The 17,088-nt window shown below is 61.7% G+C and carries 14 protein-coding genes; 3 read left to right on the top strand and 11 right to left on the bottom strand.

Annotation, left to right across the window (positions count from 1 at the left end; translation table 11 throughout):
- Positions 1 to 85: 85 nt before the first annotated feature.
- On the bottom strand, positions 86 to 1,246 hold the full coding sequence (locus tag ABTV29_RS29990) for an AAA family ATPase (RefSeq protein WP_433768111.1): 1,161 nt from the start codon (positions 1,244 to 1,246) through the stop codon (positions 86 to 88).
- A 184-nt stretch (positions 1,247 to 1,430) separates the two neighbouring features.
- Between ABTV29_RS29990 and ABTV29_RS29985 the strand changes: the two genes are divergently transcribed.
- Genes ABTV29_RS29985 through ABTV29_RS29975 form a run of 3 tightly spaced genes read left to right on the top strand, consistent with a single transcriptional unit; the run spans position 1,431 to position 6,648 of the window.
- Positions 1,431 to 2,534 (top strand): efflux RND transporter periplasmic adaptor subunit, encoded by a 1,104-nt coding sequence (locus tag ABTV29_RS29985; protein ID WP_433768110.1) that lies wholly within the window; start codon positions 1,431 to 1,433, stop codon positions 2,532 to 2,534.
- Complete coding sequence (locus ABTV29_RS29980) at positions 2,531 to 3,598, top strand: efflux RND transporter periplasmic adaptor subunit (RefSeq protein WP_433768109.1); 1,068 nt, start codon at positions 2,531 to 2,533, stop codon at positions 3,596 to 3,598. Before ABTV29_RS29985 ends, ABTV29_RS29980 begins: the two co-directional genes overlap by 4 nt.
- Positions 3,595 to 6,648: an efflux RND transporter permease subunit gene (locus ABTV29_RS29975; protein ID WP_433768108.1), complete on the top strand. Its 3,054-nt coding sequence runs from the start codon at positions 3,595 to 3,597 to the stop codon at positions 6,646 to 6,648. The genes ABTV29_RS29980 and ABTV29_RS29975 overlap by 4 nt, the downstream gene beginning before the upstream one ends.
- A gap of 143 nt (positions 6,649 to 6,791) precedes the next feature.
- On the opposite strand, the gene ABTV29_RS29970 is transcribed toward ABTV29_RS29975, so the two are convergent.
- The 10 genes from ABTV29_RS29970 to tcyN all read right to left on the bottom strand — a co-directional run bounded on the left by ABTV29_RS29970 (position 6,792) and on the right by tcyN (position 17,087).
- Positions 6,792 to 7,418: a class I SAM-dependent methyltransferase gene (locus tag ABTV29_RS29970; RefSeq protein WP_433768107.1), complete on the bottom strand. Its 627-nt coding sequence runs from the start codon at positions 7,416 to 7,418 to the stop codon at positions 6,792 to 6,794.
- Between the two features lie 168 nt (positions 7,419 to 7,586).
- Positions 7,587 to 7,940 (bottom strand): DUF6124 family protein, encoded by a 354-nt coding sequence (locus tag ABTV29_RS29965; protein WP_433768106.1) that lies wholly within the window; start codon positions 7,938 to 7,940, stop codon positions 7,587 to 7,589.
- A 525-nt stretch (positions 7,941 to 8,465) separates the two neighbouring features.
- Positions 8,466 to 9,110: a methionine ABC transporter permease gene (locus ABTV29_RS29960; RefSeq protein WP_433768105.1), complete on the bottom strand. Its 645-nt coding sequence runs from the start codon at positions 9,108 to 9,110 to the stop codon at positions 8,466 to 8,468.
- Positions 9,100 to 10,221 carry a methionine ABC transporter ATP-binding protein gene (locus ABTV29_RS29955; RefSeq protein WP_433768104.1) on the bottom strand — a complete coding sequence of 374 codons (1,122 nt, stop codon included), beginning with the start codon at positions 10,219 to 10,221 and terminating at the stop codon, positions 9,100 to 9,102. The genes ABTV29_RS29960 and ABTV29_RS29955 overlap by 11 nt, the downstream gene beginning before the upstream one ends.
- 2 nt (positions 10,222 to 10,223) lie before the next feature.
- A complete protein-coding gene (locus ABTV29_RS29950; protein WP_433768103.1) occupies positions 10,224 to 11,033 on the bottom strand; it encodes a MetQ/NlpA family ABC transporter substrate-binding protein in 810 nt (269 codons plus the stop codon).
- Positions 11,034 to 11,160: 127 nt separating this feature from the next.
- Entirely contained in the window at positions 11,161 to 12,519 is a 1,359-nt protein-coding gene (locus ABTV29_RS29945; RefSeq protein WP_433768102.1) for an LLM class flavin-dependent oxidoreductase, read from the bottom strand.
- Positions 12,519 to 13,712: an SfnB family sulfur acquisition oxidoreductase gene (locus ABTV29_RS29940; RefSeq protein WP_433768101.1), complete on the bottom strand. Its 1,194-nt coding sequence runs from the start codon at positions 13,710 to 13,712 to the stop codon at positions 12,519 to 12,521. The genes ABTV29_RS29945 and ABTV29_RS29940 overlap by 1 nt, the downstream gene beginning before the upstream one ends.
- Positions 13,713 to 13,735: 23 nt before the next feature.
- Positions 13,736 to 14,977, bottom strand: coding sequence for an SfnB family sulfur acquisition oxidoreductase (locus tag ABTV29_RS29935; protein ID WP_433768100.1), 1,242 nt, complete (start codon positions 14,975 to 14,977; stop codon positions 13,736 to 13,738).
- A 219-nt stretch (positions 14,978 to 15,196) separates the two neighbouring features.
- Positions 15,197 to 15,898 (bottom strand): hypothetical protein, encoded by a 702-nt coding sequence (locus tag ABTV29_RS29930; RefSeq protein ID WP_433768099.1) that lies wholly within the window; start codon positions 15,896 to 15,898, stop codon positions 15,197 to 15,199.
- Between the two features lie 433 nt (positions 15,899 to 16,331).
- Positions 16,332 to 17,087, bottom strand: a complete 756-nt coding sequence (tcyN, locus tag ABTV29_RS29925) for an L-cystine ABC transporter ATP-binding protein TcyN (RefSeq protein WP_433768098.1) — start codon at positions 17,085 to 17,087, stop codon at positions 16,332 to 16,334.
- Between the last annotated feature and the right edge of the window lies 1 nt (position 17,088).

Raw genomic sequence — 17,088 nt, 5'->3', positions numbered from 1 at the left:
GATCTGTGTCAGGGCACCATTTTGTGTGTGATGCAAATCAACTGTGGGAGCGGGCTTGCCCGCGATTCGATTTTTCAGACGCCGCTCAATCCGGCCAATACCACGCCGGCTCATCCAGCATCCGCTGCCCGACAATCCCGGTCTGCCCGAGGTCTTTCTCCAGCACGATGCAATTGCATTCCGGGTCCTCCTGCAAGGCCGAAATCAACCGCCGCGCATGGGACACCACCCACACCTGGCACTGCTTGGACGCGCGAATGATCAAGCGCGCCAACGCCGGTAGCAGATCCGGATGCAGGCTGGTTTCCGGTTCGTTCAACACCATCAGCGTCGGCGGCCGTGGCGTCAGCAGCGCCGCGACCAGCAGCAAGTAACGCAAGGTTCCGTCCGACAGCTCGGCCGCCGACAACGGCCGCAGCAAACCTTCCTGATAAAACTCGATGGCAAAGCGCCCGCCAGCCAGCGGCTGGATGTGCAGTCGCGCGCCGGGAAAGGCATCGCTGATGGCGGCCTGCAATGCCTCGGGATCGCCGATTTCGATGATGGTCTGCAACGCAGCCGCCAGGTCCCTGCCGTCGTGATGCAGTACCGGCGTGCGGGTGCCCAGTTGCGGCTGGCGCACCGGGGCATCGGCGTCGCTGCGAAAGTGATCGTAGAAGCGCCAGCGGCGGATGAACTCGCGCATCTGCAGCACTTCCGGCGAAGTGCGCAGGCTGCCGACCTGATCGAACAGGCTGTCGAAATTCGGCGTGTGTTGCGCCAGCACGTCCCAGCTACGGTTGGCCCGGGCGCGGATCATCGGGCCGTTGCGCTCCACCAGCAGGCTGGCCGGGCGGTAGAACGGCCCGGACCAGATGCATTCCTTCTTGATTTCCGGATCGAGGGAAAACGCCGATCGGCTCGGTTCGGGCAGCCCCAGGGCAATCGAGTAGCTGAAATCTTCACCGGCGAACCCAAGGCGCAGGCGCTTCACTCCTTGTCGTACGGTCGACTCAATCGGCACCTCACCATTTCGCATGCGTCGCGAGAGGGTTTCCGGGCCGGCCCAGAAGGTTGAATCCAGCCCGCCTTCGCGAGCCAGCGCATTGACCACGCCCCCCTGGGCGGTTTCCGCCAGCAGGCGCAGCGCACGGTAGAGGTTGGATTTACCGCTGCCGTTGGGGCCGGTGATCAGGTTCAACCGGCCCAGTGGAATGACCAGTTTGTTGATCGAGCGGTAATTGGCCACCGCGAGGGTTTTGAGCATGAAAGAGGTTCTCTGTGGCGCGCAAACGGCCGTCAAGATAGCGGTGTATTAGAAATAACAATGTAGGAGTCTTCGGCAATCGCTGTAGGAGGAAATTCCTGTCAGCACGGGCGAAGGCCGAACCCTGTTCTAAGCTCAGAGTCGTATCGTCACTGGCACGCCCGTAAAACGCAAAGGAGTCTGCATGGTTGGTCCCGGAATGAAATTAGCCCTTGGCCTGTGCCTGTTGGCCATGCTGGGGGCTTGCGGTGAAAAGAAAATGGCCGAGAAGGATCGGCCCCGGGTCTTCGTGCAAGTCGTGAAACCGGGTCAATACGGTGCCAGCGTCACCTTGACCGGTGATGTGCAGGCGCGGGTGCAGACTGAACTGTCGTTTCGCGTCGGCGGCAAGATCATCGAACGCACCGTCGACGTTGGCGATCGGGTGACCGCCAAACAGGTCCTCGCCCGGCTTGATCCGAAAGACCTGCAGACCAATGTCGATTCGGCCCAGGCGCAGGTCGTCGCCGAGCAGGCCAAGGTCAAACAGAACGCCGCGTCCTTCGTGCGACAGCAGACACTCCTGCCCAAGGGCTATACCAGCCAGAGCGAATACGATTCCGCGCAGGCCGCCTTGCGCAGCAGCCAAAGCTCGTTGGCGGCGGCTCAGGCGCAGCTTGCCAATGCCAAGGAGCAACTGAGCTACACCTCGCTGATTGCCGAGGCACCGGGTGTGATCACGGCGCGTCAGGCTGAAGTCGGTCAGGTGGTGCAGGCCACGGTGCCGATCTACAGCCTGGCCCAGGACGGCGAGCGGGACGCGGTGTTCAACGTCTACGAGTCGCTGTTGGCCGAGCCGCCACCGGATAAAAAAGTCGTGGTCAGCCTGCTCGACAACCCGCAGATCAAAACCACCGGCACCGTGCGTGAAGTTACTCCAGCGGTCTCCGAGCAAACCGGTACGGTCCAGGTCAAGATCACCCTCGACGCGCTGCCGCCGGGCATGCAGCTGGGCTCGGTGGTGAGTGCCACCGGCACCGCGCAGAGCAAGACCGCCGTGCAATTGCCGTGGTCGGCGTTGACCAAGGATGTCAGCAGGCCTGCCGTGTGGTTGGTGGACGGCCAAGGCAAGGCGCAATTGCACCCTGTCACCGTCGGCCGTTACCTGACCGGCAAAGTCATCATCAGCGGCGGCCTCCAGGAGGGGCAAAAAGTTGTCATCGCCGGCGGCCAGTTGCTGCACCCCGGCGTCGCCGTGGAGATCGCCGAAAACACCTACAAGGAACTGGCCACGGAGGAGCAGCCATGAGGCGTCTGACAGTGGTGTTGGCCGGTTTGATGCTGGCGGCCTGTTCCAAGGAAGAAGCGCCGCCGGAACCGATTCGCCCGGTGCTGTCGATCAAGGTCGAGGCGCTGGGCGAGCAAAACCTGGGGCGTTTTGCGGGCAATATCCAGGCCCGTTATGAAAGCAATGTGGGCTTTCGCATTCCCGGGCGCATTGCCAGCCGTGCCGTCGATGTCGGCGCCGAAGTCGAGCAGGGCGATTTGCTCGCCTCGCTCGACCCCACGGACCAGCAGAACCAGCTGCGCTCGGCACAGGGCAACCTGTCGAGCATCCAGGCGCAACTGATCAACGCCCAGGCGACCGCGCGGCGCCAGCAGAGCCTGTTCGATCAAGGCGTGGGTTCCCAGGCGCAACTGGACAATGCCCAGACCGACCTGAAGACCACCCAGGCCTCTCTCGATCAGGCCCAGGCCGCGGTCAATCAGGCCAAGGACCAGCTCAACTACGTCGAACTGCGTGCCGACCACAAATCCGTGGTCACCGCATGGAACGCCGAGGCCGGGCAAGTCGTCACCGCCGGCCAGCAGGTGGTGACCCTTGCGCAGCCGGACATCAAGGAAGCGGTGATCGATCTGCCGGATACCCTGGTCGACCAGTTACCTTCCGATGTGGTGTTCCAGGTCGCCTCGCAGCTCAACCCGCAGATCAGCACCACCGCCACCGTGCGGGAAATCGAACCCCAGGCCGAAAGCACCACCCGCACCCGCCGCGCGCGCCTGACCCTGACCGAAACCCCGAATGCCTTTCGCCTGGGCACGGCGATCAGCGTGACCTTGAGTTCGGCGATCACACCGCAGATCGAATTACCCCTGAGCGCCTTGCAGGAAGTCGATGGCAAGCCGCGCATCTGGGTCGTCGATACGCAGACCAAAACCGTGTCCCCACGCAACGTCAGCATCATCAGCCGCACCGACAGCCGCGTGCTGGTGGCCAGTGGCGTGAAGGCCGGCGAGCGCATCGTCAGTGCCGGCGTGAACAGCCTCAAGCCGGGGCAAAAAGTGAAAGTCGATGAAGGAAGCGCGCAATGAAAGGGAGTTTCAACTTATCCGAATGGGCGCTCAAACATCAGTCGTTCGTCTGGTACCTGATGTTCGTCGGTTTGCTGATGGGCGTGTTCTCGTACATGAACCTGGGCCGCGAGGAGGACCCTTCGTTCACCATCAAGACCATGGTGATCCAGAGCCGCTGGCCCGGCGCGACCCAGGAAGAAACCCTCAAGCAGGTCACCGACCGCATCGAGAAAAAACTCGAAGAACTCGACTCCCTCGACTACGTGAAAAGCTACACCCGCCCCGGTGAATCCACGGTCTACGTGAACCTGCGCGACACCACCAAGGCCAAGGACATTCCGGAAATCTGGTACCAGGTGCGCAAGAAGATCGGCGACATCAAGGGCCAGTTCCCCCAGGGGCTGCAAGGGCCGTCGTTCAACGACGAGTTCGGTGATGTGTTCGGGTCGGTCTATGCCTTCACCGCCGACGGCTTGTCGTTGCGCCAGCTGCGTGACTATGTCGAGCAGGCCCGCGCCGAGATCCATGATGTGCCGGGGCTGGGCAAGATCCAGATGATCGGCCAGCAGGATGAAGTGATTTATCTGAACTTCTCCACGCGCAAACTGGCGGCCTTGGGCATCGATGAAGCCCAGGTCATCCAAAGCCTGCAAAAGGAAAACGCCATCACCCCGGCCGGGGTGATCGAGGCCGGTCCCGAACGGATTACCGTGCGCACCTCCGGGCAGTTCGCCTCGGAAAAGGACCTGGCCGACGTCAACCTGCGGCTCAATGACCGCTTCTATCGGCTGGCCGATGTCGCCGACATCCGCCGTGGCTACGTCGACCCGATGAGCCCGGAATTTCGCTACAACGGCCAGCAAGCCATCGGCCTGGCCATTGCCATGCAGAAGGGCGGCAATATCCAGGAGTTCGGCAAGGTATTGCACCAGCGGATGATCGACCTGACCGCCGACTTGCCGGTGGGCGTGGGGGTGCACAACGTCTCCGACCAGGCGCAAGTGGTGGAAGAGGCGGTAGGTGGTTTCACCAGCGCGCTGTTCGAAGCGGTGGTGATTGTGCTGGTGGTGAGTTTCATCAGCCTCGGCGTGCGCGCCGGGCTGGTGGTGGCGTGCTCGATCCCGCTGGTGCTGGCCATGGTGTTCGTGTTCATGGAATACAGCGGCATCACCATGCAGCGGATTTCCCTCGGCGCGCTGATCATCGCCCTGGGCTTGCTGGTGGACGACGCGATGATCACCGTGGAGATGATGGTCGCGCGCCTGGAGCTGGGCGATACCAAGGAACAGGCGGCGACGTTCGCCTACACCTCGACGGCCTTCCCGATGCTCACCGGCACCCTGGTGACCGTCGCCGGTTTCGTCCCCATCGGCCTGAACGCCAGCTCTGCCGGTGAGTACACCTTCACCCTGTTTGCGGTGATCGCCGTGGCGATGATCGTTTCGTGGATCGTTGCGGTGCTGTTCGCCCCGGTGATCGGCGTACACATCCTCAGCACCCAGGTGAAGCCCCATTCGGCGGAACCGGGACGTATGGGGCGGGCGTTCAACAGCGGTTTGTTGTGGAGCATGCGCAATCGCTGGTGGGCTATCGGCATCACCGTCCTATTGTTTTTGCTATCGGTGTTTTGCATGCGCTTTGTGCAGAACCAGTTCTTCCCGTCTTCGGATCGCCCGGAAATCCTGGTGGACCTGAACCTGCCGCAAAACGCCTCCATCAATGAAACCCGCAAGGCCGTGGACAAGCTCGAAGCGACGCTCAAGGGCGACCCGGACATCGTGCGCTGGAGCACCTACATCGGCCAGGGTGCGATCCGTTTCTACCTGCCCCTCGACCAGCAATTGCAGAACCCGTACTACGCGCAACTGGTGATCGTCAGCAAAGACTTCGAGGCCCGCAAAGCGCTCAGTGCCCGCCTGCGCGAACGCCTGCGCAAGGAGTTCGTCGGCATCGGCAGCTACGTGCAGGCTTTGGAAATGGGCCCGCCGGTGGGGCGGCCGATCCAGTACCGGGTCAGCGGCAATAACATCGACCAGGTGCGCAAGCACGCCATCGACCTGGCCAGCGAACTGGACAAGAGCCCGTACATCGGCGAGATCATTTTCGACTGGAACGAACCGGGCAAAGTGCTGCGCGTCGATATCGCCCAGGACAAGGCGCGCCAGCTCGGCCTTTCCTCCGAAGACGTGGCCAACCTGATGAACAGCATCGTCAGCGGCTCGACGGTGACCCAGGTCGATGACGACATCTACCTGATCAACGTGGTCGGCCGCGCCGTGGATGCCGAACGCGGCACGCCCGATACCCTGCAAAACCTGCAGATCGTCACGCCCAGCGGCACCTCGATTCCGCTGCTGGCGTTTGCCACCGTGCGCTATGAGCTGGAGCAGCCGCTGGTGTGGCGTCGCGACCGCAAGCCGACCGTGACCATCAAGGCCGCCACCCTGGGGGATATTCAACCCACGGACCTGGTGACCCTGCTCAAGCCGGACATGGACAAGTTCGCTGCGGGGTTGCCGGTGGGTTACAAAGTCGCCACCGGCGGTACGGTGGAGGAAAGCGCCAAGGCCCAGGGGCCGATTGCCAAAGTCGTGCCGCTGATGGTGTTTTTGATGGCGACTTTCCTGATGATCCAGCTGCACAGCGTGCAGAAGATGTTCCTGGTGGCCAGCGTGGCGCCGCTGGGCCTGATCGGCGTGGTGATCGCGCTGGTGCCGACCGGAACGCCCATGGGCTTTGTGGCGATCCTGGGGATCCTGGCGCTGATCGGCATCATCATCCGCAACTCGGTGATCCTGGTGACGCAGATCGATGCGTTCGTCAGCGAAGGCTATTCACAGTGGGACGCCGTGCTGCAGGCCACCGACCATCGGCGACGGCCGATCCTGCTGACTGCGGCGGCGGCGAGCATGGGCATGATCCCGATCGCGCGGGAGGTGTTCTGGGGGCCGATGGCTTACGCGATGATCGGCGGGATCATCATTGCCACGTTGCTGACCTTGCTGTTTCTGCCGGCGCTTTATGTGGCCTGGTACAAGATTCGGGAGCCGAAGAAGGAAGTGCGGTAAGGCGAGCGCTTCGCGCTCATCGCGAGCAGGCTCGCTCCCACAGTTGATCTCTGGTGAACACAAAATTGATGTTCGGCACGATCCATTGTGGGAGCGAGCCTGCTCGCGAAGACGTCAGTACAAACACCGCCACCCTCAAGGCTTCAAACCTTTCGCCAGACACTCGCCAACCAAGGCTGCTGCTCCCGCGGCAACCCCGCCGGCCGGTAGTAATGCTCCAGCTCCACAAACCCCGCCTCGGTCAGCAACTGCTGCCACGCCGCGAGGTCGTGATAGGCCCCATAACGCGGCCCGTTCCAGCCTTCCTGATTCTCGCCACGGGGGTTGGAGCTGAACAACACGCCCCCTGGCTTCAAGGTTTCACGCAGTTCCTTCAACACCCGTGGCAGCTCCTGGCGCGGGATGTGAAACAACACGGCGTTGGCGAAAATCCCGTCGAAACGCTCGCTCGGCAGATCGAGCTTCAAGAAGTCCTGGTGCCAGACCTCGCAACCGCTGTCCTCGCGGGCCATCCGGGCAAATTTTTCCGCACCGTCGAGGCCGACGGCGACGTGGCCCATGCGGGTGAAGGTTTGCAAATCACGGCCCGGGCCGCAGCCAAAATCGAGGATCTGGAACGGCGCCTCGCCCTGGATGTGCCGCAGCAGCGCATCGATGTTCTGGCTGACATCATGATCACGCGTGCCCTCGCGAAAACTGATCGCCACCGAGTTGTAATGGGCCAGGGTGGTGGCGGTGATCTGGTCGAGGTCGGTGGGGGTCTGCTTCATGGTGGGTCGCGTCGGCAATGGGAGATTTGCCGAATATACGCCATGGCGCAGGGGGCTGCTGCGCAGCCCATCGCGAGCAGGCTCGCTCCCACAGTTGATCTTTGGTGAACACAAGATTTGTGTACGACGCGATCCATTGTGGGAGCGAGCCTGCTCGCGATGGCGATTTCAGCCCTGCTTCATCCCCAGGCACTCAATCGACCGATCCACCATCGCCTTGGCAATCTCCAACAGATGCCACACCGAAAACACCATGGCCCGGTCGGCACCCTTGAGATGGTCACCACACTGATACGCCGTGACCGAGGCACAGCGCAGCAGGTCGGCGATGTAGAGTTGGGTGTCTTCGAAGCTCACGTCCTTGCTGACGTTGTAGAACCGCAGTTCATCGGGAGGCGAGGGCTGATCGCCGGTGAGGTAGAAATCGATGGCGCGGTAGAGGGCGGAGCGGTCTCTGAGCAGGTCGTCAGTGACGGTTTCGTTGGAGGGGTTTTCTGGTGGATCGGGAACGGATTTTTCCATTGGTAAAACTCCTAGTAATTGATTGGAGCCAACCAAGTTCGCGACTAAACGAAGAGGGGTGGCGGCTGCACACAGGTTAGTCGACCGGCCACTAGGCAATACCGGCGCACCCGAGGGTGCCCTGCGCACAGCCACCATAGATTTCAGGCAATAAAAAACACCTGACATAAGGTGGTGCTATGCGCCTAGTGTGGTATCCGGGCGACTAAACCCGATCACTGATGAGCAGTGACCGGCCGAGACTAGCCACCGGATTTGGCAGGCGCAAGCGGGCGAAATGATCTAGGAAATGTCCTGCAAAGGAAAGGGATCGGGCCTTCGGAAAAGCTGATTTTCCTGTGCGAAAACTTACCTTTGGCGCAAAGGCTCTTGTGGCGAGGGAGCTTGCTCCCGCTGGGCTGCGAAGCAGCCCAAAACCATTCAACGAGGTGTGTCAGAGAAAATTGGGCGGCAGATTTTGCGATTGCTGCGCAATCGAGCGGGAGCAAGCTCCCTCGCCACAAAAGACCCCTTTGGCCATTGGGCTTAACGCTTGTTCAACCCCCGCGCCAGGCGATCCCCGCCCAACTGAATCACCGCCACCAACGCCACCAGCAGCACAATCACCGTCAGCATGATCTGGCTGTCAAAGCGCTGATAGCCATACCGATACGCAATGTCCCCCAACCCACCGGCACCAATCGCCCCGGCCATGGCCGAGGAGTTGATCATGGTCACCAGGGTGATGGTGAAGCCGCCGACAATACCCGGCAGCGCTTCGGGCAGCAGCACGTGCCAAACGATGTGCTGGCGCCGGCAGCCCATGGCCTGCGCCGCTTCGATCAGGCCGTGATCCACCTCGCGCAGACTCACTTCGGCAATCCGCGCAAAGAAGGGCGTGGCAGCGATGGTCAGCGGTACCACGGCCGCCCATACGCCGTAGGTGGTGCCGACGATCAGGCGGGTGAACGGGATGAGCGCCACCATCAGGATCAGGAACGGAATCGAGCGGAACAGGTTCACGAACGCACCCAGTGCGCGGTTCACCGTCGGGGTTTCGTAGATGCCGCCCTTGGAACTGGTGACCAGGATCACCGCCAGCGGAATGCCCGCCAGCAGGGCGATCAACGACGACACGCCGACCATCAAAAACGTGTCGACAAAGCCTTGCAGCAAGCGATCAAACCACATAGCCCAACACCTCCACCTGCTGCGCCCATTGGCCCGCGCGCTGACGCAATTGTTCGGCGTCCAGGGACGAGCCTGTCACCGCCAGCAGCAATTGCCCCAGCGCATGGCCCTGAATCCGTTCCACGCCACCTTGCAGCAGGCGCACACAGCCGCCGAGGGTGGCGAACAGGGCGGCGATGTCCGGTTCGTCCTGCGCGGTACCGGTGAATTGCAGGCGCAGCACCACGGCGTCTTCCGAAGACTGTGGTTGCGCCTGCAAGCGGCTTTGCAACTCCGCAGGCAGGGCATGCTGCAGCGGCGCGAGCAAGGTCTTGCTGACCTCATGCTGCGGGTTGCCGAAGACTTCCCAGACCGGCCCCTGTTCCACCACACGCCCACGTTCGAGGACGACCACGCGATCGCAGATTTCGCGGATCACCGCCATCTCATGGGTGATCAGAATGATGGTCAGGCCCAAGCGCCGATTGATCTCGCGCAGCAGGCCGAGGATCGATTGCGTGGTCTCCGGGTCCAGCGCAGACGTGGCCTCGTCGCAGAGCAGAATCGCCGGGTCGTGGACCAGCGCGCGGGCGATGCCGACGCGCTGTTTCTGCCCGCCGGAAAGCTGCGAAGGGTAGGCCTTGTGTTTGGCTTCCAGACCCACAAGCTCCAGCAGCTCACGGACTTTCTGGTCGCGTTTTTCCTTCGGCACACCGGCGACTTTCAGCGGCAGTTCGACGTTCTGCCAGACGGTCTTGGCCGACATCAGGTTGAAGTGCTGGAAGATCATGCCGATGCGCCGACGCAGCGCCACCAGACGGTCTTCATCGAACTCGCCGATGTCCACTTGATCGATCAGCACCCGACCGCTGCTCGGCTGTTCGAGGCGGTTGATGGTGCGGATCAGCGACGACTTGCCGGCGCCGCTGCGGCCGATGATGCCGAACACTTCACCGCGCTGGATCGCCAGGTCGATGCCGTGTAGGGCGGCCACCGGTCCTTGCTGGCCGTCGTAGGTTTTGCCCAGGTTGATGAAGCGCACGTGGGCGTGGTTCAGCTCCGGGTGCAGCTCAGTTTGTATTGCTTGCTTAGGCTCTGGAATTTCCAGTCGCAGTTGGGTGGCGGCGGTCATTTTCAGCTTTCCCAACCGGCTTGATAGAGCTTGCCGTGGGCTTTATCCAAAGCAGCGCGAACGGCCGGCGAGTGCTGGTAGATGTCGACGAACTTGATCAGGCGCGGGTCGGTTTTGCTCTTGGGCTGGATCACGAACTGAATCACGTATTCCTTGTGATCCAGGCCGTCGAACAGCAGCGCGGAACCGGCGTCGAAAGTCTTCGCCAGACGGATGTAGGCGGGGTAGCCCTGGACCAGATCGGCATCGTCATAGGCGCGCACCAGTTGCACCGCTTCGACCTGCAGAATCTTGATTTTTTTCGGGTTGGCGACGATGTCGTCTTCGGTGGCCTTGTAACCCACGCCTGGCTTGAGGGTAATCAGGCCGGCCTTGGCCAGCAGCTGCAAGCCGCGACCGCTGTTGATCGGGTCGTTGGCGATGGCCACGCTGGCGCCTTCTGGCAACTCGTCGAAGCTTTTGTATTTCTTCGAGTAGAGGCCGACGTTGTTGATGATCCCCGGCGCGAACGGCACCAGATCAAACCCCGAGGCGGCCTTGGCGTTTTCCAGGAACGGGATGTGCTGGAAGTAGTTCACGTCGATGTCGCCGGCGGCGAGGCTGACGTTGGGGGCGATCCAGTCGGTGAACTCCACGAGTTCGACCTTCAGGCCTTGTTTGCTGGCCTCTGCGACCGCCGCTTCCAGCGGAATGGCGAAGGCGGCGGTGGTGCCGATTTTCAGCGCCGGGTCGGCGGCGAAGGTGGCGGAGCTGAAGAGGCCGAGGGCCAGGGCCAGTGCTTTGACTGGGTGAGAGAAGTAAGTCTTAGTCATGATCAGGTTTTCCAGTCAGTGCATAAAATTGGGGTGTCTATTCGGGCCTCATCGCTGGCAAGCCAGCTCCCACAGGGTTGTGTGAACGCCCGAGAAACCTGTGGGAGCTGGCTTGCCAGCGATGCTTTTAGCGGCGAAACGCCGAACCGGTATGTTGCTCAGGCAAATACGCCCCTTCGCGAAACAGCTTTTCCCGCAAGCTGCCATCGTCGTAAGCGGTCTTGTACGAACCACGCCGTTGCAGTTCCGGGATCACCAGTTCGATGAAATCCACATAGCTTTCCGGCGTGACGACGCGCGTCAGGTTGAAGCCGTCCAGGCCCGTTTCGGCGATCCACGATTCCAGTTCATCCGCCACCTGCTCGGGCGAGCCGACCACGGTGATGTAGCGTCCACCGAGGGCGTGCTGGTCGAGCAGTTTGCGTCGGGTCCAGTCGTTGTTTTGCAGGTGCTTGGTGGCGGACTGGATGGCGTTGCTCTTCACGTACTGGATCGGCTCGTCGATTTCATACTGGGAAAAATCGATCCCGGTGGACGCCGAGAAATGCGCCACGCCGGCCTCGGCACTGGCGTAGCTGCGGTATTCGGCGTGCTTCTGCCAGGCCAGCTCTTCGGTCGCGCCGACTATCACGTTCAGGCCCATGAACACCTTGATGTCCTCGGGATTGCGCCCGGCCTCGACGGCACTGGCGCGCACCTTGTCCACCTGGACCTTGGTCGACGGTTTGTTCTGGCCACTGATGAACACGCACTCGGCGTGGCGCCCGGCGAACAGCAAGCCACGGTCGGAAGCTCCCGCCTGGAACAGCACCGGCGTGCGCTGCGGTGACGGTTCGCACAGGTGATAACCCTCGACCTGATAGAACTCGCCCTTGTGCTCGACCTTGTGCACTTTCTCCGGCTGCGCGTAGATCCGCTGCTGCGGATCGTTGAGCACTGCGCCGTCTTCCCAGCTGCCTTCCCAGAGCTTGTAGAGCACCTCCAGGTACTCGTCGGCCTGGTCGTAACGACGGTCGTGCTCGACCTGTTCGTTCAGGCCCATGGCCTTGGCGGCGCTGTCGAGGTAGCCGGTGACGATGTTCCAGCCGACTCGGCCGCGACTCAGATGGTCCAGCGTCGACATGCGCCGGGCGAACAGGTACGGCGGCTCGTAGGTGAGGTTGGCGGTGAGGCCAAAACCGAGGTTCCTGGTCACTGCCGCCATGGCCGACACCAGCAGCAACGGGTCGTTGACCGGCAGCTGGATCGACTCCTTCAGCGGTACGTCTACCGAGTTCTGGTACACGTCATAGACGCCGACGATGTCGGCGATGAACAGGCCGTCGAACAGCCCGCGCTCCAGCAGCTGCGCCAGTTCGGTCCAGTATTCGATGGTCTTGTACTGGGTCGAGTTGTCCCGCGGATGGGTCCACAGGCCATGGTTGATGTGCCCGATGCAGTTCATGTTGAACGCATTGAGCAGGATCTTCTTTTTCGCGGCAGCCATCAGATGGTCCCCCGCAGTGGCGGGTTTTCATCGTTGAGGTAGTAATTGCCCACGGCGTGATACTTCCAGCGCACCGGGTCGTGCAGGGTATGCACCCGGGCGTTGCGCCAGTGGCGATCGAGGCCGTGTTCGCGCAGGGTGGCCTGGCTGCCGGCCAATTCGAACAGCGTGGTGCCGGCGGCGAGGGAAATCTCGGTGCTGATGGCGCGGGCTTCGGCGACGGCAATCGACGCGGCAGCGACGGTCTCGGCGTTGGTGTCGGCCTGGGCCTTGTCGAGGAATTCACCGGCACGTTCCAGCAACGCTTCGGTGGCGTGCAGGCGAATGCTCAGGTGGCCGAAGCTCTTGAGCGTCAGCGGATCTTCAGTGGCGGTGTCGTGTGTGGCGTCGATCCATGGCCGGGTCTTGGTGCGTACGAAGTGCAGGGCATCTTCATAGGCGGCGCGGGCGATGCCGGTGTCGATGGCGGCGTGGAGAATCTGCGCCAGCGGGCCGACCGGGGTTGGGCGCTCGAAGGCGGTCTGGAATGGGATCACGTCTTCGGCGGCCACGAACACATCTTCGAACACCACTGATCCGCTGCCGGTGGTGCGCTGGCCGAAGCCGCTCCAGTCGTCGATCACCGTCAGGCCCTTGCTGTCGCGGGGGACGAAGGCCAGCTGCTGCACGCCGTTTTCATCGATCACCGAAGTTGGTATGCGCTGGGCATAAATCGCGCCGGTGGCGTAGAACTTGCGGCCGTTGATGCGATAGCCGTCACCGTCGCGGGTGAGGCTGGTCACGCGATCGTGGGCGGTTTTGGTGCCCAGTTCTGCCAGTGCATTGCCGAAACGCTGGCCGGCCAATACTTCGGCGTACAGGCGTTTTTTCTGCTCTTGGCTGCCGTTCACCCGCAGCACTTCCAGCGCATAAAAATGATTCTGCGGGATCTGCCCCAGCGAGCCGTCGGCCTGGGCAATCAAGGCGATGACCTTGGCCAGGGTGACGTTGGAAACACCGGCGCCGCCGTATTCCCTGGGCACGCTGATGCCCCACAGGCCCGAGCGGGAAAACACTTCCAGCTCCGGGTGTGGCAAGCGGCGTTCGCGGTCGCGCAAGGCGCTGTCGCGTTTGAAATCATCGGCCAGGTCGCTGGCGACGATCAGGGCTTGCTCATCGCTGGTGATGACCGCGACGTGTTGAGAAAGAGTCATTAGCTTCTCCAGATGTCTGGTCGTCAGATCCAGGAATGGCGAGCCGGCAAAGTGCCGTTCAAGTGATAAGCGCCCACCGCGTGATATTTCCAGCGCACCGGGTCGTGCAGCGTGTGCACCCGCGCGTTGCGCCAGTGGCGGTCGAGGTTGAACTCGGCGAGGGTGGCGCGGCTGCCGGCCAGCTCGAAGAGCTTTTCGCTGGCCAGCAACGAGATTTCGGTGGTCAGCACCTTGGCTTCGGCCACGGCAATCGAAGCACGGGCGGCGGACTCGGCGGTCAGTGGCGCGGCATGCACCTGGTCGAGCACTTGCCCGGCCTTGCGCAGCAGGGCTTCGGCGGCATGCAGTTCGATTTTCAGCTTGCCGATGTCGGCGATCACGTACAGGTCATCGCTGGCCCGTTCAACGTTGGCGTCGATCCACGGCCGTGCACGGGTTTTCACGAACTCGATGGCGTCGTCGATGGCGCCCCGGGCGATGCCGGCGTCGATGGCCGCCTGGATCAGCTGCGAGACGGCGCCCTGGGTGTTGGGCTTGTCGTTGATCTTCCAGTTATCAATCACCAGCTCGGCGTCGACCTGCACGTTGTTGAGCAGGATCGTGCCGCTGGCGGTGGTGCGCTGGCCGAAGCCTGACCAGTCATCGACGATCCGCAGCCCCGGTGTGCCGCGGCGCACGAAGGCCAGCACTTGCTTGCCGTCGTCGTTGAGCGCCTTGACCGCTACCCAGTGGGCGAACAGCGCGCCGGTGGAGTAGAACTTCTGCCCGTTGAGGACAAAACCTTCGCCGTTGGCGGTGATGCGCGCCTTGAGTTCCAGGGTGTTTTTGGTGCCGCGTTCCGGCCCGGCGTTGCCGATGCGCCAGCCTTCGAGCACGGTTTTGAACAGCTGCTTTTTCTGCGCCTCGGTGGCGCTGCCGAGCACCAGATTGAGGATGCCGAACTGGTTCTGCGGGATCTGCCCCAGCGCCGGATCGGCGGCGGAAATGATCGCGAACACCTCGGCGAGGGTCACGAAAGAAACCTGCGGCCCACCGTACTCGCGCGGGATGCCGATGCTGCCAAGGCCGCTGCGGGTGAATTGTTCGATTTCCGACCACGGCAGCTTGCGCTGCTGGTCACGCTTGGCGGCCTGCAGGCGGGCGGCTTGCGCCAGCTCCTGGGCGGCCTTGATGGCTTGTGCGTCGTTGCGCAGCACTTGCGCGGGCAACAACAGCGGGGCGATATCCAGATCACTCTGGACGATTGCATCTGCCAGACTGGACATCACTGCCACTCCTTGGCGACACGCAATGCCCTGGCGATCTGCACTGGGGTGATTGTGTTCCGGACCATACCTACCTCACATCTCATGGAAACGCCGTTGTGCGGCGAACGAAAACAAGAATGTCCGGTGGTCCGGTTTATATACCCTAAGCGTTTATAAAAAAGTTATGAACTAACTTTTAGGAATATACATAGAAAGGATCGCGGTCGACGGCAACTCCTACAGGGAATAGGGGCCGGTCTTCAACATCCGCGCCGGTGCCCAGCGCGAGCTGTTGCCGACCCGGTCGAGCACGCAGTAAGTCACCTCCAGCCGCAGGTCTTCCCCAGCCTCAAGAATGATCGCCGGCGGCACCCAGGCCTGAACCGGCAGGCCCACATCACAGGCCTTGAGCCTTGGCAAATCCATTCGCACGTCACCCCAGCGAAGGGTGATTTCGTCGTCCTCGGCCATGTTGATATAGGGCTCGATGGTCAGCGGCACGCCACGCCGGACCTGCCGCGCATTGAGACCCCGGCGGCGAATGGCGGCGGGAAAATTGACCGGCGCCAGGAACTGGTTTTCGCCATCGCCCAGCGGGCCACCCGGACACTCGAGCTTGACCGCTACCCGTGTCGCCGCCGACAACGCCGGCTGCCTGCCGACTCGCATCACTCGGTAGTGCACCCAGGTGGCGCCGCTGACGATAAAACTTTCCGGCACCCGCAGGCTGACGGTGTGGCCAACGTCCTGCGTCGTCAGCACGCGGGAGGCGACGAAGAGGCCGTCCCAGAACAATTCGATCAGGTCACCGGTGTCCATGCCGGCGTACGGCCCTACGTCGACCTGCAGGTGGGTGGACGCGAGGCTATTGATACCGGCCTTGTTGGCCTGGGGCAGGGTGGGTGGCGGCAAAGACGGGATGGGTGGGATGCAGTTCATGGGTATCTCTCCTTGAAGTATTTCAGCGAAATCCATATCGGGAATAAGCAGAAAGTTAGACAGCCAAGGCAGATAAGAGCGCGGTGTAAGTTGAGTCAATAGAGTTGGTTAGTTAATGGATGGCTCAACTGTTATTCAGAAAATTCCTACATTTGCTAGTTAATTAACGCTAAGGGAACGCCGAAAATAAACACGGTTCCTGTAGGAGCGAGCCTGCTCGCGATGGACTCAAGAACGCCGCGTTTAGCCAGACAGCCAGCGTAATCGTTAACGTCCATCGCGAGCAGGCTCGCTCCTACAGTTGACGGTGTCCACCATCCCATGCGTTGGGGCACATATATATGTAACGCACACAATGAGTGAAGTTAGTTGTGGGTGTTTTGGAGGTGGGTAACTTCCATCCATGGAAGTTGGGGGTTCTACGATGGATGTTTCAAGCGTGCGAGTTGTTGAGGAACTTGCTGAGAAACTGTTTCGTACGTTCTTCTTTCGGGTTGGCAAACAGTGCCTTGGCTTCACCTTGTTCGACGATCACGCCCTTGTCGAAAAACACCACACGGTTGGCCACATCGCGAGCGAAAGCCATTTCGTGGGTGACGATGACCATGGTGCGATTCTCCTGGGCCAGGCCGCGGATGGTCGCCAACACTTCGCCCACCAGCTCAGGGTCCAGTGCCGAGGTCGGTTCGTCGAACAGGATCACTTCCGGTTCCATCGCCAGCGCGCGGGCAATCGCCACGCGTTGTTGCTGACCGCCCGAGAGGCGGCGCGGGTAAGCATCTTCCTTGCCCGCCAGGCCGACCTTGGCCAACAGCTTTTTCGCCAGGGCAATGGCATCGTCGCGCGGGATCTTTTTGACAACGATCGGGCCTTCGATGACGTTTTCCAAAGCGGTGCGATGGGGGAACAGGTTGAAGTTCTGGAACACGAAGCCCACATGCTGGCGCAAACGGCGCACCAGGCTTTGCTGCTGGTTCAGCGGGCGACTGGTATCGACTTCGATGTCGCCGACCTTGATCCGGCCGCTGGTGGGTTCTTCGAGGAAGTTCAGGCAACGCAGGAACGTGGTCTTGCCCGAGCCGCTGGGCCCGATGATCGCCACCACTTCACCTTCCTTCACTTGCAGATCGATGCCGTTGAGCACGACGTGACCCTTGAACTGCTTTGTCAGTTTTTCCACGACAATCATG

This window comes from Pseudomonas putida (assembly GCF_050989985.1).
In the GTDB taxonomy this organism is placed as follows: Bacteria; Pseudomonadota; Gammaproteobacteria; order Pseudomonadales; family Pseudomonadaceae; genus Aquipseudomonas; species Aquipseudomonas putida_AI.
Note: the sequence above shows the minus strand (reverse complement) of the source record. Positions and strands in the feature narration are given on the sequence as shown.

Coding starts and splice junctions, on each gene's coding strand:
- tcyN (WP_433768098.1), bottom strand. CDS start 17,087: ATGATTGTCGTGGAAAAACTGACAAAGCAGTTCAAGGGTCACGTCGTG.
- ABTV29_RS29930 (WP_433768099.1), bottom strand. CDS start 15,898: ATGAACTGCATCCCACCCATCCCGTCTTTGCCGCCACCCACCCTGCCC.
- ABTV29_RS29980 (WP_433768109.1), top strand. CDS start 2,531: ATGAGGCGTCTGACAGTGGTGTTGGCCGGTTTGATGCTGGCGGCCTGT.
- ABTV29_RS29950 (WP_433768103.1), bottom strand. CDS start 11,033: ATGACTAAGACTTACTTCTCTCACCCAGTCAAAGCACTGGCCCTGGCC.
- ABTV29_RS29960 (WP_433768105.1), bottom strand. CDS start 9,110: ATGTGGTTTGATCGCTTGCTGCAAGGCTTTGTCGACACGTTTTTGATG.
- ABTV29_RS29965 (WP_433768106.1), bottom strand. CDS start 7,940: ATGGAAAAATCCGTTCCCGATCCACCAGAAAACCCCTCCAACGAAACC.
- ABTV29_RS29985 (WP_433768110.1), top strand. CDS start 1,431: ATGGTTGGTCCCGGAATGAAATTAGCCCTTGGCCTGTGCCTGTTGGCC.
- ABTV29_RS29975 (WP_433768108.1), top strand. CDS start 3,595: ATGAAAGGGAGTTTCAACTTATCCGAATGGGCGCTCAAACATCAGTCG.
- ABTV29_RS29970 (WP_433768107.1), bottom strand. CDS start 7,418: ATGAAGCAGACCCCCACCGACCTCGACCAGATCACCGCCACCACCCTG.
- ABTV29_RS29945 (WP_433768102.1), bottom strand. CDS start 12,519: ATGGCTGCCGCGAAAAAGAAGATCCTGCTCAATGCGTTCAACATGAAC.
- ABTV29_RS29935 (WP_433768100.1), bottom strand. CDS start 14,977: ATGTCCAGTCTGGCAGATGCAATCGTCCAGAGTGATCTGGATATCGCC.
- ABTV29_RS29990 (WP_433768111.1), bottom strand. CDS start 1,246: ATGCTCAAAACCCTCGCGGTGGCCAATTACCGCTCGATCAACAAACTG.
- ABTV29_RS29955 (WP_433768104.1), bottom strand. CDS start 10,221: ATGACCGCCGCCACCCAACTGCGACTGGAAATTCCAGAGCCTAAGCAA.
- ABTV29_RS29940 (WP_433768101.1), bottom strand. CDS start 13,712: ATGACTCTTTCTCAACACGTCGCGGTCATCACCAGCGATGAGCAAGCC.